Here is a 25,955-nt window from a genome sequence, read left to right on the forward strand (position 1 = left end):
TTGGGACGTAATCCGCCGTCATCTCTCCGTACTCATCTAGCGAAACTTGATACCGCGCTTTCACCCACCAGAACGTTCCGCCGTCGGCACCCAACTAGCGACGCGGACACTCCCGCTGCGTTTTCGCCAAGCTCGCCATGCCGATCAAACCTTGACGGAAAAAGAAATTACCTTGTCGCCTAGCGCCAGATATTTCCGAAGCAGGACTCGTTAAGTAAAGATGCGAACTCGTCGGACCGTTACGCCCTCGGACAAACCGATCAGGCGAGTATTTGCATGCCGACTTGAAGAATATTTCCACTTTCCACGCGCACCAGAATCCATGAAAGTCACTATCGTCGGAACGGGTTATGTAGGTCTTGTCACCGGAGCATGCCTCGCGGAATTGGGTAATGACGTGTTGTGTCTCGATGTCGATGCCGCGAAGATCGAGGAGCTAAACAGCGGCGGCGTGCCTATCTACGAACCCGGGCTATCGGAAGTGATCGCGCGCAACCGCGACGCCGGACGCCTGACGTTTTCCACTGATGTCGCGAAAGGGGTTGCACATGGTGACATCCAGTTCATCGCAGTTGGAACCCCACCCGATGAGGACGGCTCCGCAGACCTGAAGTACGTGCTTGCTGCCGCGCGCAGCATCGGCCGGCACATGGACTCGTTCAAAGTCGTTGTAGATAAGTCGACGGTACCAGTAGGTACCGCAGACAAGGTACGCGACGCGATCCTGGAGGAATTGGCGGCATGCGGCAACGACGCACAATTCGCCGTCGTCTCAAACCCCGAGTTTCTCAAAGAAGGCGCAGCGGTCGAGGACTTCATGCGACCTGATCGTATCGTCTTGGGATACGACTCCGACGTCCCGGGACTGCGCGCGAAGAGCCTGATGGAACAACTCTATGCACCGTTTAACCGCAATCATCAGCGCACTCTGTGCATGGACGTGCGATCCGCCGAGTTCACCAAGTACGCCGCCAACGCAATGCTCGCCACACGGATATCCTTCATCAACGAACTCGCGAACCTGGCGGACCGGGTTGGCGCGGATATCGAACATGTCCGGCGTGGCATTGGCTCTGATCCACGCATCGGTTATAGCTTTCTGTATGCGGGTTGCGGGTACGGTGGCTCCTGCTTTCCGAAGGACGTGCAGGCGCTAATGCATACCGCCAGCGAAAACGGCATGGAGTTGAACATCCTGGCTTCAGTCGAGTATGTGAACACCCTGCAAAAGACGGTGCTGTTCGACAAGATCAAGCACCACTTCAGCAACGCACTGAATGGCAGGCATTTTGCGATTTGGGGGCTTGCTTTCAAGCCGAACACTGACGACATGCGAGCGGCAACCAGCCGCCAACTAATCGCGGAATTGATTCGCGGTGGCGCGACGGTCAGCGTTTACGACCCCGTTGCGCTGGACGAAGCCCGACGACGCCTCGCGGAGGACCTCGGCCCCGATCGTTACGAAAGTGTGACCTTTGCGAAAGAGCGCGACGTAGCGCTCCGAAACGCCGACGCGCTGGTGATCCTGACCGAATGGAAGGAATTCCGCAGCCCCGACTTCGAGCAAATGAAAGAAGCGCTCAACGACACGGTCGTATTCGACGGACGCAACCTGTATGACCCAGGTGTAATGAGGGATAGCGGCTGGACGTACTACACCATCGGGCGCGATGCGGCTCACTCTACTTCCCGGTGACGCTGCAGCTATGACTCGGATTCGCTTCAGTTTCAATGTATTTGCGTTGCGCCACGGAATCGCGAGGCGCTCCACGAACATGGGCGCGAGCCGATTGCAAGTTCGGGTGGGCGGATTCAATCTGTTTTGTTGCGATGCCGGCGCTGCTGAGCAGCGTCAGTATTTTGGCTCGCGGATGAATACCTGTTTCATGAAAATTCGCTTGATCGCTACGGTTGCGACAGCGGTGAGCGCCATCGCCTGTTCATCGGCATACGCGCAAAGCAACCTGGACTCGATGCGAGCGCAATACTCAAGCGCCAATCCGCAGCGCGGTGGGCAGGTTGGTTCAGATTCGTCCTTGAGTCCCCTGCTTGGACCACCTCCGGACTATGAGATGAACGCCCTGTCAGGTGATGACGCCACGGGTTCAACCCGAAGTCAACCTTCCAAGGGTGATCGCCAGACGCGTAGTACAAAGTCGCCGCAAAGCGCGCGCATTAGCTCTCTGTACGGCGCGCCCACGGATTACGAGGATAGTTACTCGGCGCACCTTGGAAGCCAGCCTCAAAAGAAGGACGGGGCGCGTCAGACGACGAGTTACGGGCTCGCGGCGGTTGAGGGCTTATCGTCACCTGGAGCGGGCAACGGCGGGGAGGATTCGTTGGGGAAGACAACAGCGCGGCCGAATAGCGGTCGGGTGCGAACCGGGCAACAGGGCAACGGTAGTGTGCCCGGATCTTCGATAGTGGCGCCCGAGTCGTCTTTTGCGACGCGACTTAACTCGGCGGCTGGCGGAGATGCGGCTGCGACCTTCTATAGGTCGCCGTGGTAATCGCCCAAAACCGCCTGCAAGTGGCCGGAAAATTATGAAAGATACGGCGATGTAAGTCTGAGACGTAATGCACTATAGTATTTGACCCTCCATGCGCATCGGCAATGCCTGTCCTGCGCCATCGGAAACGACAAGAATATGCAAGAGCACACAATCCCTCTTCGATACAGCAACCGATCTAGCTTCATGCTTCATCGGCTAATAAGATTCATGACTTCATGGTTTCCCTCATTTATCTACGCAATCCTGCTACTTTCCCCATTCTCATTTCGACTATTTGACATTGGAGGAAACTATTTTCTGGAAGGCGCTCTGGTAATTGTCGCGTTACTTGGCTTCTTGATGCGAGATGCGGTGTTCAACGCAGCGGCCAAAGCACTACGCCAAATCAAAAAACCTGCCGTAGCATCGACAATCGTAATTATCACAACACTTTTTCTAATCGGAGCGCTGGTCGAAGGGAACGCGGCCTATGCTTACGGGGACTACCGGTCGAACCTGTTGGTAGTCTTTGGGTTTGGAGTTTCCTCACAATTCAAAAACCGAGACCCCTTGCCGCTGATCCGCCTTGGAATAGCGACGGGGCTCATTAGCCTAGCCGCCTGGTATATGCAAATTAACGGCGACACTGCAAGCACGAAATTCAGCTCGCCATACTTGTGCTTAACGGCCGCAGTTTTGCTTGCATGCGAAACTCGACGCGCCCTCCTTGCAGTTTTCGCGGTCATTATCCTTGTCGTTTTGGCCGGCGTTAGCTTCTTTCGTCAGTATTGGATCATCGCGATATTGACGATTTTTATTTTACTCACTTTCTCTTTGCGATCCTTCAAGGGAAAGGCTCGCCTTCGCATGTTGACAGCGCTTGCAATCGGAACCTTGGCCGCAGTGGCAGTCATTGTCCACGAGTACAGCAAGATTCAGGCATTCTTTCTTGATGACCAGTCTCGATACATCCAAGGCGTGGGCAAGGCAAGTGCTTTGATGGATACTCTGAACGGGGGCGGAAAAGCCGTTCAGGAAGGTGACAATTTGCGACTTGCCTACTTTCAGTTCTTAGGTACACAACCGTGGAAGGTGGTTCTGCCACACGGACTAGACTATCGTTCAGCTTACGATCATATAGACCCTTTCTTTACCCGACAGGGCTATCAAGCGACGACAATTGATTCTCTGTTTTTCTACCTTGCCTACCACTACGGCCTAATTATCACCGTCCCGTTGCTCTCGTGGCTATATTGGTCCCTCTGGGCTAACCGCCGACGATTTGGCGCGTTGCCTGCATTGAGTCTCATACTCGTCCTTACGGTCGTCTTGCTGTTTGACGGTGGACAGGCGGTAATTCCTATCAAATCATTTTGGCTCGGCGCCTTCGTCGCATTATTTTCCAGGCCGGTATCGATTAGATGGAGGTGAAAACCTTACTCCTTATCGTCGACACGTAAAGCGCCCCGCTTTCCATCGATCGTCAACTGGGAGGCGGATACCCGGCCGGTGCCGCGCTGAAAAAAACTCTCGTTCCGGTTGCTTGCGTAAGTGGTTGACGCGACGCCGGAAACTGTCTTTATTGTGACGTCACCCAATTGCACATTGCCCAGCGCTCCCAACGGGAAGTAGTCAGGATCTGCGCGCGTGGTGCCGGATTCGCCTGCCACGATAGGAGCCCCCCCGAGCGTGCTAGCGAATTCAATGTACGCTTGATCTATAGCAAGTGTTGCGTCGTGCGAGCGGATTGGCACCGTAGAGGAACCCGTGATCTTGAGCTTACCGATCCGCACGTTCGTAGTGCCGCTGTTACGCACCAGATACCTAGAGTCCATTGCGTTGGATGTCGACGCTGTTGGTCCTGCGCCGTCGGCCGGGAATCCGACAGACAACGCAGCACTGAAGCCTCTTCTGGGATCGGCGAGCGTCGCGCAATTGGACAAAGTTAGCTCGCCAATTACCGCGTCAACGCCATACATGAATGTCACTCCGCCCCGCTTAAAATCCTTGGCGAAAATTCTTCGGATATGAATGGCGCGCGAGTGATCGTCGACGAACAACCCACCCACAGCGTTGTTGGAACCGTTGCCGTTAAGAATTAGACTACCCCACTCGACGTCCGAGGTCGACTCGATACTAAGCGCATTTTGTGCAAGAGGATCAGCGTTGATTACAACACCATCCGAACGCATCTGTTGGCACGTACCCCAAGATGCGTTGACCTTCTTTCCCAGCGTAACATTCTTCCATCCACTATTTATCGTTCTCGAATGAAGGACATAAGCCAGCGGGCTGCGTGTCGTAAACGAGATGTTTTCCAAGAAAATGCGCCGAGGATAGTCCGCCGCGTTTGCGAGAAAGCGCACTACCAAATCTTGCGCGGCATCAAATCGATGTGCGGGAAGCTCCGCGAAGCGAACGCTATTCCCGGAAATCGCGCGTATGGTGAAGAACTGATTTGGTGCGTCCTCGTTTGAGGGTGTGCCTCCCGGCGGTTGGGCCTCGCGAGCGAGACGTACCGTTTGCCCGACACTTAGCTGGTCCGCCGATTTCACGCTGACGAGAAAGGGGTCAAGGCTTAACGCAACGACGTCGGTCGATTCCTCGCGATCGAGAGGCGCCGAAAGGACGTTATAAGTTCCTTTAAAGCCAAGCGCCTCGGAAGGTCCACCGCCGAGGTCAATTTGAGTCGAGCGGTCGCCTACAATCGTCACATTTGACGGAATCACCCAGGTAGTTGATATGACATCGTTGCCAAGTGATTTGGAAAGTATTTTCCCGCCTACGTCTGAACCGCGGTATCGCCCTAGATAGTAATAGCCCTGCGCGAGTCGAAGGTACCCACCGCCAAGTTCATGGAGTCGATTCGAGGCGCGTTGAAATGCCGCCATCCAATCCGGCCCCTCGTCTTCACGTCGAAACGTCTCTACGGAAAGCACTGGACTGTTAGCCGATTGCGCAACGTTCCAACGAGCGGGCCCCGTCAGTGCGGTTGCCGTGCCTGCGATGCGCCAAAGCGCGCTTCTTCGATTCGCATTCATTCATTCCCCGTACATCTACTTTCGTTGTGGCGAGAACAAATCTGATCCACTCATTCAAGTAAAAACCGACCTCCCCCTCTCCCCATCACACAACATCTGGAACCTCCCGTCGAGCCGCTCCATCACCGCCCCGCGTGACAACTCCGTTTCCGCGTAAACGCGAGCGGCGGCGCCAAGCCGAGTTCGCTTGCTCTTGTCATCGGCCAGATCTTCTATCGCCGCCACTAGCGCCTCAACATCCTCAGGCGCCACCGTCACCCCCCGCGGAGACACCACATCGAAGAGCTCCGTCCCGGCACGGGCCATCGCGATGATGGAGCGGCCGCTGGCGAGCATGCCGGTCAGTTTCGAAGGCATGACCAGATCAGCTGCATCTGCGCGTTGCGGCAGAACATGGATGTCCGCAACATTGAGGAGATCGTTAAGATTTTCAAACGGTTGCAGAGAGAGAAATGTGCAGTTCGTCAGCTGCCCACATTGCTCAATAAGACTTCCTTTGCATGGCCCGTCCCCACACAGCACGAATTGAATATCCCGTCTGTGTGCAAGAGCAGCAGCAGCCTGCGCCAACACCTCAATGCCCTGTTTGGCGCCCATGTTCCCAGAGTACAGAACCACGATAGAGTCGTCGGGAATATTCAGTGCCTTTCGGTACAGGCTCGGACGTTCCAGCGGAAAGATAACGTTCACGTCGACCCAATTGGGCAGTGAAAACAATCGCGGTGAATCCACCCCCTTGCTGCGGCCGTGCTCGATCATTTTCGCGGAAATGGTCGATACGACGTCGAAGCGTCGCATCAGCCAACTTTCGACACCCAAGGCGAATCGCCTCAACCGCTTGCCTTTTAGCATTCCCAGTTCGAAAGCCGCATCGACTTCATAGTCCTGAATGTGAAGCCATGTGCGTGCCTTCGTCAACCGGCCGAACATCAAGGCAGCCGGAATGTTCATCAGACTCGGGGCAACGGCGATCACAATATCGGGCCGCCAAAACAATTGTGCGAACACCGTCGGCAGACTCGCAACGGCGAAACTCGCGAGATGCAGGAGACGCTTCAACCCGCCAGGACGGCTCGGCACCCACACCGGCGCGCGCTGAACGCGCACTGCCGCACGTTGCTCAGTGCGATAGCGCCAGGCCGAGTGACCGGTCCCAATCCGCCACTCCGGGTAGTAGGGCGGCGCACATATAACGTGCACCTCATATCCCGCATCGGCCAGCGATTCCGCCATCTCCGCGCTGTACTTTCCAATGCCGGTGAGTTCGGGCGCGTAGTTAAGTCCATAGATCAGGACCTTTCTGGAAGCCCGCCTATCAGCGGTGGCCGGGCTGGATTGGATGAGCGCGCCCTTCATGCTTTCGGCACCTTCAAACGCTCACGCACCTTCAACACGATGAAATACTCGTAGATGGACTGCAACACGGCGTAGACGAATCCAGGCCGTCCATCCAGGAACCCTCTTCGAACCCCATACAGTACAAAGAATTTGACCAGTGGACGCAAAGGCATTTTGTAAAACAAGCCCTTTTGATGATAGCGACGCACCTGAAAATCCTCGGCCAGCAGCGCCTTTGAAAGCTTGAACTTCTCGCCCTTGCTGGCATTGATCATGAATTGATCGGCCTCGAGCGAGCTATATGAATTGTGTCGTGCCAACCAGTGCGAAACACCCTTGCTAAACGGGTGATGGTCGAGATAGCCGTCAATCCTGCCTGTCTTGCCGTTGACCACAGTGACCGGATTCACCATCCGTTCGTACCGAATGTAAGCCGGTTTGAAAAGGCGAACGTAGTACGGCGACACCTGGACGTGTTTCAGCCACCGCTCGCTAAAGAAATCGCGACGCTGCACTTCGAAGGCAACGCAGTCGGACGATCTGGAGACCGTCTCGCGTATCGAGCGAGCCAGTGCCTCGGTCACGCGTTCGTCAGCGTCGATATATAACACCCAGTCATGCTTGAACTTGATGTTGGCCAGCCCCCAGTTCTGGTGACTCGCCCAGTTATCGAACTCCCTCAGCGTAATCTTCGCGCCGAGCAGCTTGGCAAGCTCAACCGTGCGGTCGGTGCTGTAGGAGTCGTAGACATGGATATCGTCGCACCATTCGATAACGCTCTCCAGGCAGCCTGGAAGATCCTGTTGTTCATTCTTTGTCAGAATGAGGACTGAGACACTGCTCATCGCTTTTCTCCAGATCCAGTTCGAGTGGATATCTTTCTCGCAGGCATGCCCGCATATACCGTCCAGCTCTCGCGAAGACTGCGGGTCACCACCGATCGCGCGCCCACCACAACGCCCTCAGCGATCTCCGCGCCGGGACAGACAAACGCTTCTGCGCAAATCCATGCCTCGCGACCGATGAATATCGGCTGTGCTGTGAGCTGAAACATAGGATCGTTGAAATCGTGGCTACCGGTGCACAGATGCGCACCCTGTGAGATCACGCAACGCTCTCCCAAAACAATCCTGTCCATCGAGTAAAGCGTGACGCCGTTGGCAACGCCTGCCAGGGCCCCAATCGAAAGATTCCAGGGCGCCCAGATCTTGACCCGCGGATAGATGTGCGCCCCCGCCCCGACTTGGGCACCGAACACCCTTAGAATTCCTCGACGCCACGCATGGAAAGGGCGCGGTGTAGGGAGGAAAAACAGCACATATGCGATTCCCCATAGCACGCGTGCCACGCGATTTTTCAGCGAAAACGAAGGCGCAACCTTGGAATCCACACCTTGCAAAATCATTGTTCAAGCCTCTTGCTGAGCCGCCACGGGGGCACAGTACTTGCCCGCGACGGCAGGTGCTTCAAGCATCTTTCTGTGTATCAACTCGTCCCTCAAGATCGCGAAGCGGCGTCTGATCAGACGTGCCGGAACGCCGCCGACCACCGTGAACGGTTCGACGTCCCGGGTGACGACCGCCCCGGAAGCGACCACAGCACCATCACCAATGGTCGTTCCGCAAAGAATGGTCGCGCCGGCGCCGATCCATACGTCCTTACCGATATGGGTCGGGCGAAACGTGGGTCGCCCGCTAAAAATGATCGGAACGCCTGGGCGATCGAAGATGTGATCGTTGCCCACGATCTGCACGTCGGGCCCCAGCATCGAATAACTGTCGACGCGAACGCCTGGATTGATCCGGCAACCGGGTCCCACGTAGACATACTCGTCTGCGTGAAAATCTCGGCTGATATCACCGTATCCGCCGAATAACACCGTTGGATGGACGTCGTTGAGCCTGAGCAGTTTCCGCCAGAACAGTCTTCTCGCGCTGCGCATCGCGGCTCTAAGCTCGGCCTTCATACGCATCTCCATAGAGGGCTTGCATGTCGTTACCCTGTCCGGCCGCTTTCCCGTGGATTGCATCCGAAAGCACTTCACATTGCCTATAAGGGTTATATATTTCGTCAATAATCCTGAAGCAATTTCCTCGCGTTTGGCTTCGATTGGGAAATACGTCGGGAATCGAAATCAGACACCTCGACAGATCGGCTATGTCGCCGTAGCGGAACAAAATTCCCGATATACCTGGTGCGACCGCTTCCACTTCAGGCATTTGCCGGTCCATGTCCGAGTGGCTAATAACCGGTGTACCGAACATGAGCGAATGCATGGCAGTCAGGCCGATCTTTCCGGGTGAAACGACAACATCGGAATCGAAGATGTAGCCGGCCACCGCCTCCTCGTCGTACAGCTCACCAATGAAGTCGATATCCAACTTCAATTGCGCGGCAAGCTCTTTAAGCTTGCTTTCCGCAGGGCCGCCTCCTATCAACGTGAGCTTGAACCGGCGCTCCGACGTTTCCTGCGCCAGTGACACAGCATGCATCAACACATCGTATGCACACTTGTCAGTCAATCGGGACACACCGAGGATGTGGATTTCAGAGGACAACCGAGGCTCTTCGGCACGCACCAACAGCTCACAGCGTGTACGCAATTGGGACTGGTAGTCCAGGCTGTTAAACCCCACATAGAGATTGCTGGAGCGAAATCCAAAGCCTTCAGCAATGCATTTAGCACGGTAGCCATAGAGATACTGAGCATGTCCGAGCGAGAGGAAGATACGCCTGATGTAGTTTTTCAAAGACCGGTCGGCCGACAAGAATCCATGCCCCCAAAAGAGCACACGCTTGCCGGTCAAGCGCCCGATTGCAGCCGCAATCCAGGTCGTGAAGAAATTCGGGTTGGCAAGCAACACCAATACGTCGAATTCACTCGAGAAGGAAGCGCGTACCGCCGCCCACTGAAACGAGATGTCATTCACCACCTTGACTGCCGCTGGTCTGAAATCTGTATCGGCCTCGAAACGCAATGCTGGGATGCCTTGGTAGCGCGCCACTGGGTCGCCAAAAAACGTCACGTCAAAGTCGTCCTCGCTGATCGCATCGAGAACACCTTTGCGGTAATGCGGGAAGAAGTGGTACACGATCGCAACGCGGAGGCGCTTATTCGCGCCGCCGCTCTTGCCGGATCGGCGCGAGGTGTGCGATGAACCGGGCCGCCGGTCCCGCAACGTACGCATCAGGCTAACGGTAGTCATGCGCGTCCTTCCATTCGATGAACGTGGCCGATCGCGTCCATCACATTGCTCCCGAACTTGTCGGGGCTGTGTTGGCGCGCAAAGTTTGCAAGCTGAGACGAGCCCTTAATGGAATGCACGATCGTCTCCAGTTTTTCCCAGTCAAAGCGTGGCACCGGCGACGCTGCGAGAAGAAAATCGTCCCACCGCAGGCCGAGCGAGTTCTTTGCCCGATTGTGGTCGATAAGACCGTAGTTCGAGGTGATCACGGGCACACCCGCTTGAGCCGACTGGATCAGCACGCCACTCATTCCGCTAAAGTTCTCGTAACACAGCCACATCGCATCGGCTGCCGCGAATACCCATCCCTCCTCAAGTTCGGAACAGAATTTGTTCATCAGGATCACCTGTGACCGACGCGCTCCTGCCTTCGACATAAAAGACTGGATCAAACGGGCGGCTTCGGCATCCTGTACTCCGGCAAGCACAAGCCTGAAGTGCCCTGGAAGATCCGCCATTGAAAACATGCTCAATATCCGTGCGAGGCCCTTTCTCGGACTAAGAGAACCGTAGGACGCGATGACAAAGTGGCCTTCCTCCAATCCCAGCGCCCGGCGAGCGGTCAGTCTTTGTGCAGGTTTTTCGATGAACGAGACGTCCGGTACGTATCTGATCTTGCCCGCCAATGCGGGCATGTTCAGCTTCACGTACTTCGGTAAGGGTTCATCTATCGTCGTAGCGAGTGTTAGTGCACGAAGACTCAGCAATCTTTTAAACAGCACGCTATTGACGACATCCATTTTCCCGCGCGGCCCCGCGATACCGCATGCCTGATGATGAAACTTCGCGGCAAGGATCATGCCGCCGAAAGGTGCGGTGCCAAAGGGTGAGCCGTACAGCCCGACGATCTTGTCGATGTAGTTGAGATACGGGACATAGACGAAATCAACTGCGTTCGTCTTACGGTACTCGCGGTAGGCCTGTTCGAAAGTGCGCAGGTAGGCACGCTGTCCGAACAACAACTGGAGTTTTCCACTGCGGGTTTCCCGCGGAATCTCCGGCATTCTTTGAATGTCCAGATCGGATGCCAAGGCCGATATCACACTTTGCGTCGCGGAATGAGCGAGCGCCGAGGCTGTCGTCATTAGCGTGACTTTCCATCCACGCCGGATCGCTTCCACAGCCATTAGACGGACGTACAACACCATACGGTGCCCCGTTGCTTCCGGTTCGACTAGCAGCAGCCTCGTCATGCCACACCTTCCCGCGACGTGACGTCACCGAAGAGTGCCGCATAGCGTTCCGCGACCCGCGCGATCGAATACGCGCTCAAATCGCGCTGGTGGCGAATCTTCGCTTTCGTAAGTAGCTCTATGATCGACGCCGCATAATCTCGATGGCTTGCCGGATCGACTGTCACAACGCCTGCGAAGCGCGTGGCGAACTCAAAGACGGGAATGGTCGAAGCGACAATGGGCACGCCGCTCGCGAGTGCTTCGATCATTGCGACACTGTGTGCCTCGCGCTCCGAAGGCATCACGTACACGTCCGCTGCCGACAGCAACGCCGCAACGTCCGGCCGGCTCCCCAGAAATCGCACCTTACCGGCCAAATGGTGCTGCTCGACCAATCGCTTCAGCGCGTCGGAGTAGGATGGGTCTTCCGTCAATCCTGCCAGCCACAACTCGGCGGACTGGCCTGTGCGCAACATGTCTTTCAGCGCCAGCACGCTAGCGGCCTGATTTTTCACCGGCGACAGGCGTCCGACTTGAAGCACCACTGTCACATCATCGTCAATCTTGAACTCGGCCCGCAGCCGGTCCCTGGCGTGCTCATCGAATGCGAAGCGGTCAAGCTCCGTACCGTTTGGAATCGTCAGAAGCCGGCGAGGCGCGCCACACCGCAATCGGTAATTGTTTGCGGCGGTCTCGGTGACGGTGACCACAGCTGCGGCGTCACGCTTGAGAATGCGCTCGCTCAGCCTGAGCAGGCCGCCTGCGTAGTCGTCGTTGGTGGCCGCATGCATGACGGTGACAACTGGAATTGCCGATGCCGTCAGTTTTATGGCGACGCGTGCGTAAGCCGCCGGGATGACCGAGTGCGCAACAATGACGTCAGGCCGAAAATCGCGCAGCGTCGCGCGGATATAACGAAGCCGTCCCAAGCGCCCTAGCAATCGTGCAGGCGACGCGCACCAGACGCCCTTCTCTTCAAGCTTCGACCAGACAGGGCGGAAGGCAAGCTCGCACGGGTTGATTCCCATGACGCCGGCCACACCAACTTGTGCGGTCATATGCACCTCCGCCAACGTGGCGGCGAGCATTTCGGCTCCGGAATGCCGTGGCGTCAGGACCACGTGCATGATGCGCATAATGTTCTCTCTCTAGACAGTCAGTAAAATTCCGGCCCGCAGCCGTTGTAGAGGCAACACTAAAGCGACAGCACAGACGAACCCGAGTCCCACGGCGTGATACGGAAGCGCCGAGAACACCTGGCCCAGGATCACGATCAGCGCCGCAACCGGCACCCCCACTGTGGCAAGCGGAAGCAATTGCCGGATCTGTGCGCGATCGTCCGACAGAACGTCCCAGAGCATTAACGCTGCACAGACATACACCGAAATCGTCGCAGCAAACGCCACACCGATAGGGCCGAGCCACGGCACCAGAATCGCCGATGAAACCAGCAGGCACACCAACTGCACCACCGTCCCGCGAGTCACCCGGCTTGGCCTGCCCGTACCGCGCAGGTAGGAGGTCAGCAGCCCGACCAATACGCCGGCGGCCATCAGATAGACGAAAATGCGGAAGAACGGCACAGCCCCGCTCCATTGCCCACCTAGCGCTAGTTGGATAATGTCGCGCGCGGCGACACAGAGGAACGTCGCAACCACGAGTGCGATCGTCCCCAACTGACTGAACAGCGCCAATGCACAATGCGCGGCGCGGCTTTTGTCCTGACGCGCCAGTTCGGAAAAGTTCGGAAAGAGGTACTGGCTCATCGCAATGCCAAAATCCGCCACGCCGAATTGCGCGAGACGGCTTGCGGTCTGGTACAAACCCAAAGTCTGCACGCCGAATGTCTTGACCGTGATGATCCGGTCCAACTGATTGACAATCACGGTGAGCAAGCTGCTGGCCCACACCCAGCGACCGAACTCCATAACCTCGCCCAATGCCTTGGTGTCGAAGTTCAGCCGCGGCTTCGTCTTGAAGACAATGTGCGAAGCGATGGCTTTCATAAACTCCGACAACGGTAACGCCGCGAGCACCCAGATCACCTCGCGATAGCTCAGCGCCGCGACGGCTGAGATCACGAAATCCGCCATAACGAAGGTGCTCGTCAATAGCGCGACCGTACGGAAGCGCCGCTCTCGTTGCGCGATGACGACACGCACACTGGCGACACACCTCGCGAGCGGCACCAACGCGACCATCTGCAAAACGGTGGTGCCCTCCGGAATATTCATTAGCCGGGCAATCAGACCGGAGGCGGCAAACAGGACAACCGTCAGCAACAAGCCCCGCAGCGCAGTCGCCGTCCACAGTGCGTCAAGACCGCGTTGATCTAGCAGCTCCCGCCGTTGGATCAGCGCGTGGCTCATCCCCATCTCGGTCAACGACTCCGCTATCGACAAGGCCATCAGGCAAGCCGCGATCAGACCGATCGATTGCGGACCCAGGAGTCGCGCAAGCAGGAAGAACTTGAACGCCACCAGCAGACGCGACACAGCCTGTTGTGCAAAGACCCACGTCACGCTGCTTTCGTCGAATCGCATCATTTTCATTGGCTGCCGGATGCGCTTAGGCCCGTTCCACGACTTGCGCGCCGTAGCGCTGCAAGAAGTCCTCGTAGGTCGTGGCCAACCCTTCCTCGAGACCGATCTTCGCTCGCCAGCCGAGCTCCGTCAGCCTGCTAACGTCGAGTAGCTTTTGCGGGGTGCCGTCAGGTTTGCTGACGTCGAATTCGATACGGCCGTCAAGGCCAACCGCACGCATCGCAACACGGGCCAATTCCTCGATCGTGACGTCCACACCGCAGCCGACGTTGTACCAGCCCCCCTCAATCCCATGCTCGAGCATGAATACAGTCGCATCCGCCATATCGTCGACGTGCAGGAACTCTCGACGCGCGCGCCCGGTTCCCCACACCGCGAGCGTGTCTTCACCGCCAACTTTCGCTTCATGGGCCTTGCGCAGCAACGCGGGCAATACATGACTCGTCTTCAGGTCGTAGTTGTCGTTCGGTCCATAGAGATTGGTCGGCATCAGCGAGACATACTGCGTGCCGAACTGCTTGTTGAAAGCCTCGCAAAGCTTGATACCCGCGATCTTTGCAATGGCGTATGGCTCGTTGGTGCTCTCCAGAGGACCGGTGAGCAGATACTGTTCCTTGATCGGCTGCGGGGCCTCCCGCGGATAAATGCACGAGGAGCCGAGAAACACCAGCCGCTGAATGCCTGCACGAAAGGCCGAATGAATCACGTTGGCTTCGATGATCAGGTTCAGATACAGGAAGTCCGCAGGATAAGTATCGTTAGCCAGAATGCCGCCGACCTTGGCGGCGGCCAGCATGACCACGTCGATCGCCTCGTCGCGGAAGAAACGCTCGACAGCGGCCTGGTCGGTCAAGTCAAGTTCGGCGCGGCTACGCGTCACTACATTGTTGTAGCCGCGCGAAGCAAGATTGCGTAGCAATGCCGAGCCGGCCATTCCGCGATGTCCGGCGACGAAAATTCGAGCGTTCTTGTCCATGGCGTTTACTCGTTGTACTCAAACGTCTTGAAACCCGCGAGCGTCACCAACGCATCCCGCTTCGCGACCTGATAGTCGGCTCGCACCATTTCCTTGACCAGCGATTCGAACGACGTGACCGGCTTCCAGCCCAACTTCTCGTGCGCCTTGGTGGGATCACCCAACAGCGTTTCCACTTCGGCCGGGCGGAAGTAGCGCGGATCTACACGCACGATCACGTCACCGCGCGACACTTTCGCTTCGCTACCCACGACGCGCTCGACAATGCCCACCTCATCGACACCCGAGCCTTCAAAGCGCAAATGGATGCCCAATTCGGAAGCGGCTTGTTCAACAAACTGACGGACGCTGTACTGCACGCCCGTGGCAATCACAAAGTCTTCGGGCTGTTCCTGTTGCAGCATCAACCATTGCATCTCGACGTAGTCGCGCGCGTGACCCCAGTCGCGCAGTGCGGACATGTTGCCGAGGTACAGGCACTCCTGCAGGCCTGTTGCAATGCGGGAAATCGCTCGCGTGATCTTGCGCGTCACAAACGTCTCCCCCCGCACCGGCGACTCGTGATTGAACAGGATGCCGTTGCACGCGTAGATGCCATACGCCTCGCGATAGTTGACGGTGATCCAGTAGGCGTACAGCTTGGCCACCGCATAGGGGCTTCGCGGATAGAACGGCGTCGTTTCCTTTTGCGGGATTTCCTGTACCAAGCCGTAAAGTTCAGACGTCGAAGCCTGATAGAAGCGCGTCTTCTTTTCGAGGCCGAGAATCCTGATCGCCTCGAGGATGCGCAGCGCGCCGATCCCGTCCGCGTTCGCCGTATACTCCGGCTCTTCGAACGAGACGGCGACGTGGCTTTGTGCCCCCAGGTTATAGATCTCGTCAGGCTGCGCGCGTTGGATGATCCGCACCAGGCTGGTCGAGTCGGTCAGATCGCCGTGATGCAGGATGAAGCGGCGATCGGACGCATGCGGGTCCTGGTACAGGTGATCGATTCGTTCCGTATTGAACAGCGACGAACGGCGTTTGATGCCATGAACTTCGTAGCCCTTGCTCAACAGTAGTTCTGCAAGGTACGAACCGTCCTGGCCTGTGACGCCGGTAATCAAGGCAACTTTGTGACTCATGGTGTGATGCTCCTCATAATCGATGCGCCGGGACCGTCCTCGCGCCTTGCTCGGGTGTTGTGACGCCTATTCCGTACTGCTTTCGTAGCCGTAGTAATACGTGCCATAGCCGAGACGTCTCTGCGGCACATCGGTAAACAGCACGCCCTTGAGAGCGACGCCGACGTTGCGCAGACGGTTGGCAGATTCCAGAATTTCCGGCATGGGGTGACGACCGTGACGCACCACCAGCAAGGTCGTGCCGGCGTGCTTACCGATCAGCGCCGCATCGGTTACGGCCAGCAACGGTGGCGTGTCGACAATGACGATGTCGTAGAGACTCGAAACGTGATCAAGCATTGTCTTGAAGCGCTCGCTCATCAGCAGTTCGGCCGGATTCGGCGGCAGCGAGCCCTTCGGCAGGACATCAAGGTTCGGCAGCACTTCGCGCAGGACTGCACTATTGATGTCCAATCCGGCGATGACATCCGAAAGCCCAGGATGTCTCGACACACCGAAGTAGCTATGCAAATCGCCGCGCCGCATGTCCGCATCGATCAACAAGATGCGCTTGTCGCCGCTCGCGAGTACCGCCGCCAGATTCACCGACATAAAGGATTTGCCGACCTCCGGACGCGGACCGGTAATGACGATCACGTTATTGGCAGCGTCGAGCAGGCCGAACTGCAGCGCGGTACGCAGACTCCTGATCCCTTCAATGGCCACGTCTTGAGACGCGATCGAGGCAAGCACGTGATGACCGGTGCGGCCGCGCCGCATACCTTGACGCAAACGCACCTGCGTCTCGCTATGCGGCACGGCTGCGTAGACCGGCAGGCCTAGCGCCTGTTCAATTTCTTCGCTGTTTTCCACGCCGCCGAACAACGCGTTCTTGACGAACGCCGCCGCCGTTCCCGCAATGAGTCCCAGCACTGCGGCCAGCACGATCACAAGCGCCCGCTTCGGCTTAACCGGCTCCTCGCCGGCAACGGCGTAGTCAACCACGCGAACATTGCCGACCTGACCCGCCTTGACGATCCGAAGCTGCTGCGCGCTGTCCAGCAGGTTCGTATACAACTCCGTGTTGACGCGCACATCGCGCAGCAGGCGCAAGGCGGACTGTTCCGTGTCCGGCAAAGTCGATACCCGCTTGTTCAACTGCTCTTGCTGTGCTTCGAGTGAGGCAATCTGCGCACTCAGTGCTACGACGCCCGGGTGTGATGGCGTAAACCGCTGCGTCATCTCGATCTGCTGTTGCTGCAAATCGACGAGTTTGGTTTTGCTGTCGACAATCTGTTGCAGCAGTAGACGGCTTTCTTCAGTTAAATCGACCGTTCCCTTCTGATTGCGAAATGCGTTGTAGCGATCTTCTGCCCCATCGAGCTCTTTGCGAAGCTGCGGCAATTGCTGGTCGAGAAAGCTGAGTGTATGCTCCGCCTCGGCGGACTTTCGGTCAATGTTCTGCTGGACATACGCCGCTGCGATCGTATTGATGATCTCCGCAGTGCGCTTGCTGTCCGCGCCGTCGAGCGAAACGCCGATCACCCCGGACTGCTTGGTTTTCTCGGCGATGACCAGCGCGTCCTGCAGCTGATCGACCGTGAGAAGGGTGGAAGCCCGACTGAGAACGAATTGCGTGCCCGGTCGCGCATCAAGACGCGAGACCCGCAACTCAACTAGACCTGCCGAGTCGCTGCCTCGAGCGACACTGCCCACCTGTCCGTGAAGAACGGTGTCGCCATCAGGATCTACCAAGTCGAATTGCTCGCCACCGCGAGCCACCAGCGTGTACTTCGCGTCGTATCGGTCACGCGGCACATTGAATAGCGATGCCTCGATCTTCTCGCCGCCCCATGCGAAACGCCCCAGGCCAAATACAGGCGATGCCAATTGATTGTCCCCCGCGCGCCGCGCCAGCGCAGCGCCGATGAACGGGAAATAACGCGGCTTCGCACTGATATCGAGGTGCAGCGATTGCACGGTCTGGTTGACCACGAGCCGCGATCGGATCAACTCGATCTCCGCGTCGGCGGTCTGCTTGGTGTCGAAGATCGACGCCAGTTCGCCCAGTGCGTCCTTGGTCGAATTTGCACTGTCTTCAACCTGGATCATTGCGTCCGCGCGATACACCGGTCTCGCGATAAACGCATAGAGCGTTCCGATGATGAGCACGGTCGCTGCGATGGCAACGATCAGCTTCCAGCTCTCCGCGATAACCGAAAGGTAGTCGGAGAGATGTATTTCGTCGCCATTCGACGAGTCGATGAATCGATTTTGGTTTACGGATGCCATAGATTAGTGAGTCAGTCGAACCATTGCGTCGAGCCAGTGCGCCACGCCACGCTCGATTTGCGCCAAGGCCGTTTCGAAGGCCGCGCGTCCTTTGCGGTACGGGTCCAGTACGTCTATGCCGTCATGCTCGCCAAGGCGATAGACCTTCCCCTTTGCGAAGGGATAGTTCGTTTCAATCCTTCTGCGTTGCTCGTGTGTCATCGACAGAACCAGTTCTGCCGAGCGCATGTGGAGCAGGTTCAGGTCCACGGCAATGTGGCCTCTGATGTCGATCTCTCGCTCCGCCATCAGGTTGATGGCGATGGGATCTGCCCCGCGTCCGACGACCGCGGCCCAGCCGGCGGACATCACACTGACGCCAGGCAACTGCTTTGCGAGCAGTGCCTGGGCCATCGGACTTCGGCAAATGTTGCCTTCGCAGACAACAAGGACGCTGTCTATCATTTCGTAACAATCGCCCCGGTCAAGCCTGCGTTGATCGCGGGCAGCAGCAGATTCAGCACGCGGCTGAAGCGAACCAGGCCGTTGCCATCCACATACACGACATCCTTAGGCTGCAATTCGAATTGATTCGCCAGCACCATTGCAACTGGCGAGCGCGCATCGAGATGGAACACCTGAGGCGTCACGCCGGATGAGCCGCGAATCACATAGAGCTGCGCTGCGTCCGCACTCGCGGTATTCACGCTGCCGGCTTGCGATAGCGCATCGCTCAATGTCAGCTTGCCGCTCTTCATGGGAATGGCGGTTACAGGCTTGTTGACCTCGCCCATGACGAATACGCCGTTGTCATCGCGCGAAACGACACGCAGTAAGTCACCGTTCTTCAACAGGATTTTCGAAGGGTTCTGATCGCTCGAGAGCATGCTCGATAGATTCAACCGATACGACATACCGTCCCGCACGAGGACCATCCGGCTCTGATCAGCCGTCGGGCTAAAGTCGCCGGCGCGGTTGATGGCTTCGAACAGAGTCAGTGGCACATCGTTGATCGGCACAGCGCCCGGTGCACGCACTTCGCCGTCCACGTACACCTGCTTGGCACGAAACGACGCCACCCGGACAGTCACCTGCGGCCGAACGAACACTTTGCTCAATGCGGCGTACACCGCCTGCTGGCTCTGATCGACACGCAGGCCGGCAACATGAACGTTGCCCGCATACGGCATCTGGACATTGCCGCTGCTGTCAATCACAAACCCTTGCACCGGATCGAAGGGCCGGTTGTTCGTTTGCGTCTGGGCGCCCAGCGCCGCCATCAACTCAGGGTGATCCCACACCGTGATCTGCAGGACATCGCCAGCGCCCAATGTGTACGGTTCCGGCTTACTCATCAGCTCGTGCAGTTGCACTGCGTTTGACTGCACATCCGCTTCACGCATCCTTTCCGTTAAAGCGACGTTGATATCGGTAATCGGAATCTGCATCTCGGTCGGCGGCACCTCCGAGTTCCCGCTTGCGACCGGCAGCGTCGCCGGAGTAATCATTCGCATGCCGGGAGCCACTGCACAAGCCGACAACACAGCACTTGCAGCGACGCTCATCAGTAGACGAGTACAACGGCGAACAGGACGCTCCACGCCGTCTTCACTACACATCCCCAAAAATCCCATCAGATATTCCTCGAATTTCGTCCAACTTTTCTTTCACGTCGTGATCGCCGTTTCCGCTCAGGAATGGCGAAAAACCATTCCCCGGACTCCCACCAGTGCGTACGCAGATCTGGCTTCATCTGGATCGCTAATACGCGTTGCTGTTAACCAGTCCCCGCGCTACCGTTGTCACGACAATCCGCATGTCCAACGCGAACGACCAGTTGCGCAGGTAGTAAAGGTCATGCTCTACGCGCTTCTGCATCTTCTCGACCCGGTCTGTCTCACCACGGAATCCGTTCACCTGCGCCCAACCGGTAATACCCGGCTTGATCCGATAACGATGGATGTAGCCGTTGATGACCTTCTGATACAGCTCGTCGTGCTCGATCGCATGCGGACGAGGACCGACCACCGACATTTCGCCGCGAAGCACGTTAAAAAACTGCGGTAGTTCGTCAAGGCTAGTGCGCCGCAACAGCGCACCCACGCGAGTGATGCGCGGGTCACCTTTGGTAGCCTGCGTCACCACGCCTACCTTTTCGGCGTGGGGGCGCATCGTTCTGAACTTGTAGATCTTGAACACTCGGCCGTCGGCCCCTTTGCGATACTGCGTAAAGAACACCGGGCCACGCGATGAACACTTCACCGCAACCGCGATGATCGTCAGCAACGGCGTCAAGGCGAGCAACGCAAGCGCCGCAAACACGCGATCGAAGATTTCCTTCTGCGCGATTGCCCGTGCCGGTAACGGCGATGCGACGAGGCTAATCGCCGGCGCGCCGATCAGGTCGATCACGCCGCCTTCGAATAACGCCATACTGCGCACGTCGGGAATGAAACGGATGTTCACGAGGTCGTCGCGGAACTCATTGACGAAGCGCAGCATGGTCGACGCTTCCGCCAAAGGTAGAGCCAGCCAGATTTCCTGTACGGCGGCGCTCCGAACGTGCTCGGCAAACTCGTGAAATTCATCGAATACCGGCACACCGTTCAGTGCGACACTTTCTCCGGGCCCCACATCGAACACCGCGGATGCGCGAAACCCACTGGAGGGAGACGCCTCAAGCTTGCGAACCACTTCCTGACAATGGGCGCCGGCCCCGAGGACTGCCACGTTGCGCAAATTCAGGCCGGCATAACGCACGCTGCGCAGCACCGCATGGACCACGAGTCTCGATCCGATCAATGCAACACCTGCGATCGCGGTCCAATAGGCGAACCACAGTCGCGAGATGAAGTCCGTGCGATGCAGCGAGAACATCAGAACCAGACCGCACGCCTGCACCAGCAGCCACGCTATCGAAACCAACCCGGCCAAGCGCAACATCGAACGTCCGCGCCACGACTCGTACAAACCAAAAACGGGAAACGACACCAGCACGAATGCGACGGAGAACGTAATGAACGCCCCGTCTCCCCGGCTCTGCCCCAGATCTTCAAAGCGGATATGCGACGCCACCAGAGCCCCCGCTACGACGAGGATCACATCGACAAGCCGCGCCAATAACCCCTGTATCCCGAGCATCTCGCGATTCCCCCGCCTGAAGTTGGACTGCGTAGCACGCCAGCGCGTCACGCGCGACCGTATGTGTCATCAAACCGAACAATGTCGTCTTCGCCGAGATACGATCCGGACTGCACTTCGATGAGTTCGAGTGGCAACTTGCCCGGGTTCTCCAGACGATGCGTGACGCCCAGCGGAATAAACGTCGACTGGTTCTCGCTGAGCATGAATTCCTCACCGCCCCGTGTTACGAGTGCAGTGCCGCTTACCACGATCCAGTGCTCGGCGCGGTGGTGATGCAATTGCAATGACAGACGGCCGCCCGGATTCACCACGATCCGCTTTACCTGGAAGCGTTCACCGCGATCGATTGAGTCGTAGTAACCCCATGGGCGCCGTACCTTTCGATGCGCATCGGCCTCGGGTGCTTGGAGCGCCCTCATCCGGCTGACCACGGTCTTTACTTCCTGTACGCGCGAGCGGTCGGCGACCAGCACCGCGTCGTCGGTTTCCACAACGACAATGTTGGTCACGCCGACGCAGGCAATGAGGCGGCTTTGCGAGTGGGCGAAGCTGGACGTCGCCCCTTCGAACACGACGCGTCCGCGCGCCGCGTTACCGTCCGCGTCCTTTTCCAGCGCTTCCCATACCGCGTCCCACGACCCAAGATCCGACCAGCCTGCGTCAAGCGGCACCACCACACCTTCCGCGAATCGTTCGTCCAATCCGAGACGTTCCATTACCGCGTAGTCGATCGAGTCCGACGGGGAAGACTTAAAAGCGTCCGCGCCCGGGTGGAAATACATGCCGTCGGAAGCACCTTGCGCGTGGGCCAGCAAACAAGCGTCATGCATGGCCGGCTGCATGATCTTGAGCGTGGCGAGCCACACGCTCGCCCGCACGGCGAATATCCCGCTGTTCCACCAGTACTGCTCCGACGCGAGATACTGCACAGCCAGCTCGGCTGCGGGTTTTTCAACGAAGCGCTCAATACGATGTGCCCCATCGTCAAGCTCAGATCCGAGCTTGATGTAACCAAAGCCTGTATCAGGCCGCGTCGGCGGCACGCCCAGGGTCACAATCGCGCCACGCCGCGCATGCTGCGCCGCCAAGCCAATCGCCAACTGGAAAGCCGTGAGGTTCTCGATCGCGTGATCCGCCGGCATTGCCACAATGATCGGGTCGTCACCCTCCGAACATGCGGCCGCGGCGGCGAGCGTCAGCGCCGGCGCTGTATCGCGCCGCGCTGGTTCAACTACGATGCGAGCATCGATTCCTCTTGCGCGGAGTTGCTCCGACGTAACGAAGCGGTGTTCGTCGCCGCATACGATGATCGGCGTGCTCACCGTGCCCCCATCGGCATAAAACCCTTTCATCCGCTGAACGGTGGCCTGTAGTAGCGAGTCCGGTCCCAGCACATCGATCAATTGTTTTGGATATCGCTCCCGCGACATAGGCCACAGTCGCGAACCCGCTCCTCCCGCCAGTACAACAGGTACGATTCGCACAGCCACCGCTGGGAATGATTCTTCCGTCAGAACTACCTTGCTTTCACTATCGGCAATTTTCATTTCACCCAGCGATAGCCAATCCATATGCACTCCTATTCGTAGTTCCAACAGAACCAGCAATGCCGCACCATGAATCGAGAACCACTCTATTTCGACGGCATCAACCGATCAGGCGTGGCGCTCGCCATAACCAACCGTGCACAGTTGACCAAACCATATCCACTGACGCTACAGCGTCTCTCTCAAACAGATTCGAAGTGAATTGATTGGCGTGGCTGACGACCGGCACCAGTGACTGGCACACGCGGCAGTAGCGAGGAGATCGAATCCGACCTGCGATCCGTACTTCGTGCCCCGACAATAATAGTTCGCGCCTTTCCCAAGCTGCGGACGCACGTCATTTCCCTGCAATGAACGCTACTCGCTCTTTACGAGTGCAGCAGTAAATCAATTGCGATAGCTTTAATCCAAACTGTCACTCTCGATTCTCATCCGTGAAAAATAACATCTCGACTTCAGTTGCAGTGCATCATACCTAGGCCGCCTTCTGACGGAATGTGACTGACGGAAAACGCCAACATGTTGGCGTTTTAGCCCATTCGCTTCCGACACCTCGAAATAGGCCATTCGCATGTCTCAAACATGGCGCTTTGCTCGCGCACCACGGCCCGATATGAGCAAAGTACCGTGTCAAATTACGCCAACGCTCTGGCTGACCGCGCCCATTCGGCCGCTGAAGTTTTTATTGGCTTTGTTAGTGATGCTCGACAGACGCGGATTCAGCGGAACTACGAAATAAGTGCACACGCGACAAAAGACGCAAAACCAACGGGCACCATAAGAATCGTGCATAGTCCCATCCGCATCATCAGCTTGGCCCTTGCGGCTTCCCAAGGGCCACGCGCGCGATGCGGCTGAAACTCAAGAAATATCAGCGGTTGGTAGTGCCGCCTCCCGACCTTCAAAGCGGAATACAAGCTTAAGATCAGATACGCGAGCGTCCAACCGAAACAGAGCTTCGAAATAATCGAAAGAACGGTCACCATATATTTCGCCACTTGATTTAACAATTTAGACGTCTTGAGCCTACAGGGCAATGCAACATTTTTCATGACAAACATTGGGCTTTATCCGTCGTTTTTTTGTCTGGTGGCAGGCTCATGTGAATTGGCTATGCGCCTCGCTACTGTGGCGAAAGCGTCATGCAGTCAGAGTATTTTTCGGAGAGCATCTCTGCCATGAGCTATCGATAGAGCGCCATTTGCTGCACAGCGACACAGTCGAGATTTTTGGCCTCACCGGACAGCCCCAAAAAGCCACAGCGTTCGCCCCCCCTCCAGTGTTCCTCACGCCAACGCTTGCAGTGCCATCAGCAAATCAATGCCGCTAATCCGCCGTTCGCAGATGCCGTCGGCTCATCTCACCGACGAAATTCAGCAAGCGTTTCCAGGCGCAATACGCGAAAAAAAACCGACACAGGATGTCGGTTTGAAAAAGCTTCCGGCTATTCCGAGGGCCGCTGCCGGAGGCCTGAGAGAAAGGTGTTCTCGCTTAAGGGCGCAACGCTATTTCGACAAGCCTCTTTGCGAAGTCACCAAGTTTCCACCGCTCGAACTACACAGCGCAAGCTATCGCCTGCCGCTCTTCGCACGCCTTCCTGAGAATCGCGCTCCCAACACGAGGTAGACCGTGCACGCGTGGTATACCTCGACGACAACTGGAGACTGATAGTCCAGATGAACCGGATCGACAAAGGCGCGTGTTAGCGCTTTGGCATCAAGTTTCACTTTCGAGACGCCCATCACACGCGCCGCCAGGTCTTGCGCGCAACTACCCAGCGCCACGCGCTGCATCAAGTCGACTCCGCCATTAGCGCACATCCACAGATGCGTGCATTCAACCACGTGCTGGGTCGTCAGCCACTTCCCCGTCAGACGGCGCCTGATCAACTGCGACATGACGAGATACGTAAGCAAGTCGGCACGCGCGTGAATGTCGGGATGATTTGACAGGGACATTATTGGTCTTGTGAGCCGGCAGGGTTACGAATAGGTCGAACAACCGTATCCCCACAGGCGGTTGCACTCCAAAAAACGTCTGGAGATCAAAGGTCCCGCTATGGATAGTCCTACGTTCGTTCTGATCGGATCCGCCAAAACTTTGAAGGATTCCGCCGAATATAGATTGCTGTTCGTCCATGCTTCTTCGCAAGCAGATATCACCGGCGACTCGTCGCGGAATTAAACGACAAGTAATTAGCTGTTGAACTGATAGATGGCGTATCGCACCAATCTTTTGGCGCTAAGGGCCAAGCCCACGCTTGTACCATCCTTGATCTTGCAGATGGAAATTCTTGAGCCGTCTCTCGCGAGATGCAGTTAAAGCCGGCCTCCGAAATCGTTTCGAGGAGGCAGCCACACAATGACGACAGACTGAGTGGTCGAGCCTACGGCTTCGACTTTCATCGTCGTCACAACTATCGGTTTATACCGACGATGCGCTGCCCGACGCATTACGCTCACTGCTTTCCGTCAAGTGGCATACCACGCGAAGTCTATTTCAATTCCTCACCTTATTCGTCACAGATGGCCATTCAGGTTAAGCACACTGCAATTCGCGACGTCAAACTGATCGAGCCACGCATTCTTTCCGACATGCGAGGGCTTTCGTTTGACAGCTTCGATCAAGAGGAATTCGAGGAGCATGTGGCTCGCGGCTACAGGTTCGTGCAAGAACGTCACTCCGTGTCCGCTCATAATGTGCTTTGTGGCCTGCACTATCAGATTCAGCGCCCACAAGGGAAACTGGTGCGGGTGGTGAACGGTGAAGTGGTCGATGTGGCGGTTGACTTGCGGCGCTGGTCGCCCACATTCGGGCGCTGGATCAGTGCGCGGCTATCCGCGTCAAACTGTCGTCAGTTATGGATCCCTCCGGGATTTGCACATGGTTTCCTCGTTCTGTCGGATGTCGCAGAGGTACTTTGCAAGACAACCGAGCGTGGTTTTATCGAGCATGAACGCACGCTGCAGTGGGATGATCCGGATGTCGCGATCGCCTGGGGCCTGGAGAAGACACCAATTACGTCCACGCGTGACGCGGCGGGTACAAGATTCAGCATGGCCGAAGTCTATTGATAGACA

General features: G+C 57.2%; 21 protein-coding genes. 3 read left to right on the plus strand and 18 right to left on the minus strand.

What is annotated here, in order from left to right:
- The first annotated feature begins 322 nt into the window (after positions 1–322).
- Together PQQ96_RS28195 and PQQ96_RS28200 are read left to right on the plus strand one after the other, a co-directional pair.
- Positions 323–1,696, plus strand: a complete 1,374-nt coding sequence (locus PQQ96_RS28195) for a UDP-glucose dehydrogenase family protein (RefSeq protein ID WP_408298743.1) — start codon at positions 323–325, stop codon at positions 1,694–1,696.
- 1,024 nt (positions 1,697–2,720) lie between these two features.
- Positions 2,721–3,923 carry a hypothetical protein gene (locus PQQ96_RS28200; protein WP_408298745.1) on the plus strand — a complete coding sequence of 401 codons (1,203 nt, stop codon included), beginning with the start codon at positions 2,721–2,723 and terminating at the stop codon, positions 3,921–3,923.
- Between the two features lie 5 nt (positions 3,924–3,928).
- Here the strand turns inward: PQQ96_RS28200 and PQQ96_RS28205 are convergent, their stop codons facing one another.
- From PQQ96_RS28205 to PQQ96_RS28290, 18 genes are all read right to left on the minus strand, one after another.
- Positions 3,929–5,533 carry a hypothetical protein gene (locus tag PQQ96_RS28205; protein ID WP_408298747.1) on the minus strand — a complete coding sequence of 535 codons (1,605 nt, stop codon included), beginning with the start codon at positions 5,531–5,533 and terminating at the stop codon, positions 3,929–3,931.
- A 54-nt stretch (positions 5,534–5,587) separates the two neighbouring features.
- The gene (locus tag PQQ96_RS28210; RefSeq protein WP_408298749.1) at positions 5,588–6,889 is read right to left on the minus strand and encodes a glycosyltransferase WbuB; all 1,302 of its coding nucleotides are present in this window, start codon (positions 6,887–6,889) and stop codon (positions 5,588–5,590) included.
- Positions 6,886–7,716 carry a glycosyltransferase family 2 protein gene (locus PQQ96_RS28215; protein WP_408298751.1) on the minus strand — a complete coding sequence of 277 codons (831 nt, stop codon included), beginning with the start codon at positions 7,714–7,716 and terminating at the stop codon, positions 6,886–6,888. Before PQQ96_RS28215 ends, PQQ96_RS28210 begins: the two co-directional genes overlap by 4 nt.
- Positions 7,713–8,276: an LbetaH domain-containing protein gene (locus PQQ96_RS28220; RefSeq protein ID WP_408298753.1), complete on the minus strand. Its 564-nt coding sequence runs from the start codon at positions 8,274–8,276 to the stop codon at positions 7,713–7,715. The genes PQQ96_RS28215 and PQQ96_RS28220 overlap by 4 nt, the downstream gene beginning before the upstream one ends.
- A gap of 3 nt (positions 8,277–8,279) precedes the next feature.
- On the minus strand, positions 8,280–8,837 hold the full coding sequence (locus PQQ96_RS28225; protein ID WP_408298755.1) for an acyltransferase: 558 nt from the start codon (positions 8,835–8,837) through the stop codon (positions 8,280–8,282).
- Positions 8,821–10,077: a glycosyltransferase gene (locus PQQ96_RS28230; protein WP_408298757.1), complete on the minus strand. Its 1,257-nt coding sequence runs from the start codon at positions 10,075–10,077 to the stop codon at positions 8,821–8,823. The genes PQQ96_RS28225 and PQQ96_RS28230 overlap by 17 nt, the downstream gene beginning before the upstream one ends.
- The gene (locus tag PQQ96_RS28235; protein ID WP_408298759.1) at positions 10,074–11,309 is read right to left on the minus strand and encodes a glycosyltransferase; all 1,236 of its coding nucleotides are present in this window, start codon (positions 11,307–11,309) and stop codon (positions 10,074–10,076) included. Before PQQ96_RS28235 ends, PQQ96_RS28230 begins: the two co-directional genes overlap by 4 nt.
- Positions 11,306–12,427, minus strand: coding sequence for a glycosyltransferase (locus tag PQQ96_RS28240; RefSeq protein WP_408298761.1), 1,122 nt, complete (start codon positions 12,425–12,427; stop codon positions 11,306–11,308). The genes PQQ96_RS28235 and PQQ96_RS28240 overlap by 4 nt, the downstream gene beginning before the upstream one ends.
- A 12-nt stretch (positions 12,428–12,439) precedes the next feature.
- Positions 12,440–13,843 (minus strand): oligosaccharide flippase family protein, encoded by a 1,404-nt coding sequence (locus tag PQQ96_RS28245; RefSeq protein ID WP_408298763.1) that lies wholly within the window; start codon positions 13,841–13,843, stop codon positions 12,440–12,442.
- Between the two features lie 16 nt (positions 13,844–13,859).
- Positions 13,860–14,810 carry a GDP-L-fucose synthase family protein gene (locus PQQ96_RS28250; protein WP_408298765.1) on the minus strand — a complete coding sequence of 317 codons (951 nt, stop codon included), beginning with the start codon at positions 14,808–14,810 and terminating at the stop codon, positions 13,860–13,862.
- Between the two features lie 5 nt (positions 14,811–14,815).
- Positions 14,816–15,934: a GDP-mannose 4,6-dehydratase gene (gene gmd, locus PQQ96_RS28255; RefSeq protein WP_408298767.1), complete on the minus strand. Its 1,119-nt coding sequence runs from the start codon at positions 15,932–15,934 to the stop codon at positions 14,816–14,818.
- A 66-nt stretch (positions 15,935–16,000) separates the two neighbouring features.
- Positions 16,001–18,205: a polysaccharide biosynthesis tyrosine autokinase gene (locus tag PQQ96_RS28260; protein WP_408298769.1), complete on the minus strand. Its 2,205-nt coding sequence runs from the start codon at positions 18,203–18,205 to the stop codon at positions 16,001–16,003.
- 3 nt (positions 18,206–18,208) lie between these two features.
- The gene (locus PQQ96_RS28265; RefSeq protein WP_408298771.1) at positions 18,209–18,649 is read right to left on the minus strand and encodes a low molecular weight protein-tyrosine-phosphatase; all 441 of its coding nucleotides are present in this window, start codon (positions 18,647–18,649) and stop codon (positions 18,209–18,211) included.
- The gene (locus tag PQQ96_RS28270) at positions 18,646–19,749 is read right to left on the minus strand and encodes a polysaccharide biosynthesis/export family protein (RefSeq protein WP_459252141.1); all 1,104 of its coding nucleotides are present in this window, start codon (positions 19,747–19,749) and stop codon (positions 18,646–18,648) included. Before PQQ96_RS28270 ends, PQQ96_RS28265 begins: the two co-directional genes overlap by 4 nt.
- A gap of 196 nt (positions 19,750–19,945) precedes the next feature.
- Positions 19,946–21,325, minus strand: coding sequence for an undecaprenyl-phosphate glucose phosphotransferase (locus PQQ96_RS28275; protein WP_408298775.1), 1,380 nt, complete (start codon positions 21,323–21,325; stop codon positions 19,946–19,948).
- 47 nt (positions 21,326–21,372) lie between these two features.
- Positions 21,373–22,899, minus strand: a complete 1,527-nt coding sequence (locus tag PQQ96_RS28280) for a mannose-1-phosphate guanylyltransferase/mannose-6-phosphate isomerase (protein WP_408298777.1) — start codon at positions 22,897–22,899, stop codon at positions 21,373–21,375.
- Positions 22,900–23,603: 704 nt separating this feature from the next.
- Complete coding sequence (locus tag PQQ96_RS28285; protein WP_408298779.1) at positions 23,604–23,936, minus strand: hypothetical protein; 333 nt, start codon at positions 23,934–23,936, stop codon at positions 23,604–23,606.
- A gap of 507 nt (positions 23,937–24,443) precedes the next feature.
- Positions 24,444–24,833 (minus strand): hypothetical protein, encoded by a 390-nt coding sequence (locus PQQ96_RS28290; RefSeq protein ID WP_408298781.1) that lies wholly within the window; start codon positions 24,831–24,833, stop codon positions 24,444–24,446.
- Positions 24,834–25,400: 567 nt separating this feature from the next.
- Between PQQ96_RS28290 and rfbC the strand changes: the two genes are divergently transcribed.
- The gene (rfbC, locus tag PQQ96_RS28295; protein ID WP_408298783.1) at positions 25,401–25,949 is read left to right on the plus strand and encodes a dTDP-4-dehydrorhamnose 3,5-epimerase; all 549 of its coding nucleotides are present in this window, start codon (positions 25,401–25,403) and stop codon (positions 25,947–25,949) included.
- Positions 25,950–25,955 lie beyond the last annotated feature (6 nt).

This window comes from Paraburkholderia sediminicola (assembly GCF_046027825.1).
Taxonomy (GTDB): Bacteria; Pseudomonadota; Gammaproteobacteria; order Burkholderiales; family Burkholderiaceae; genus Paraburkholderia; species Paraburkholderia sediminicola_D.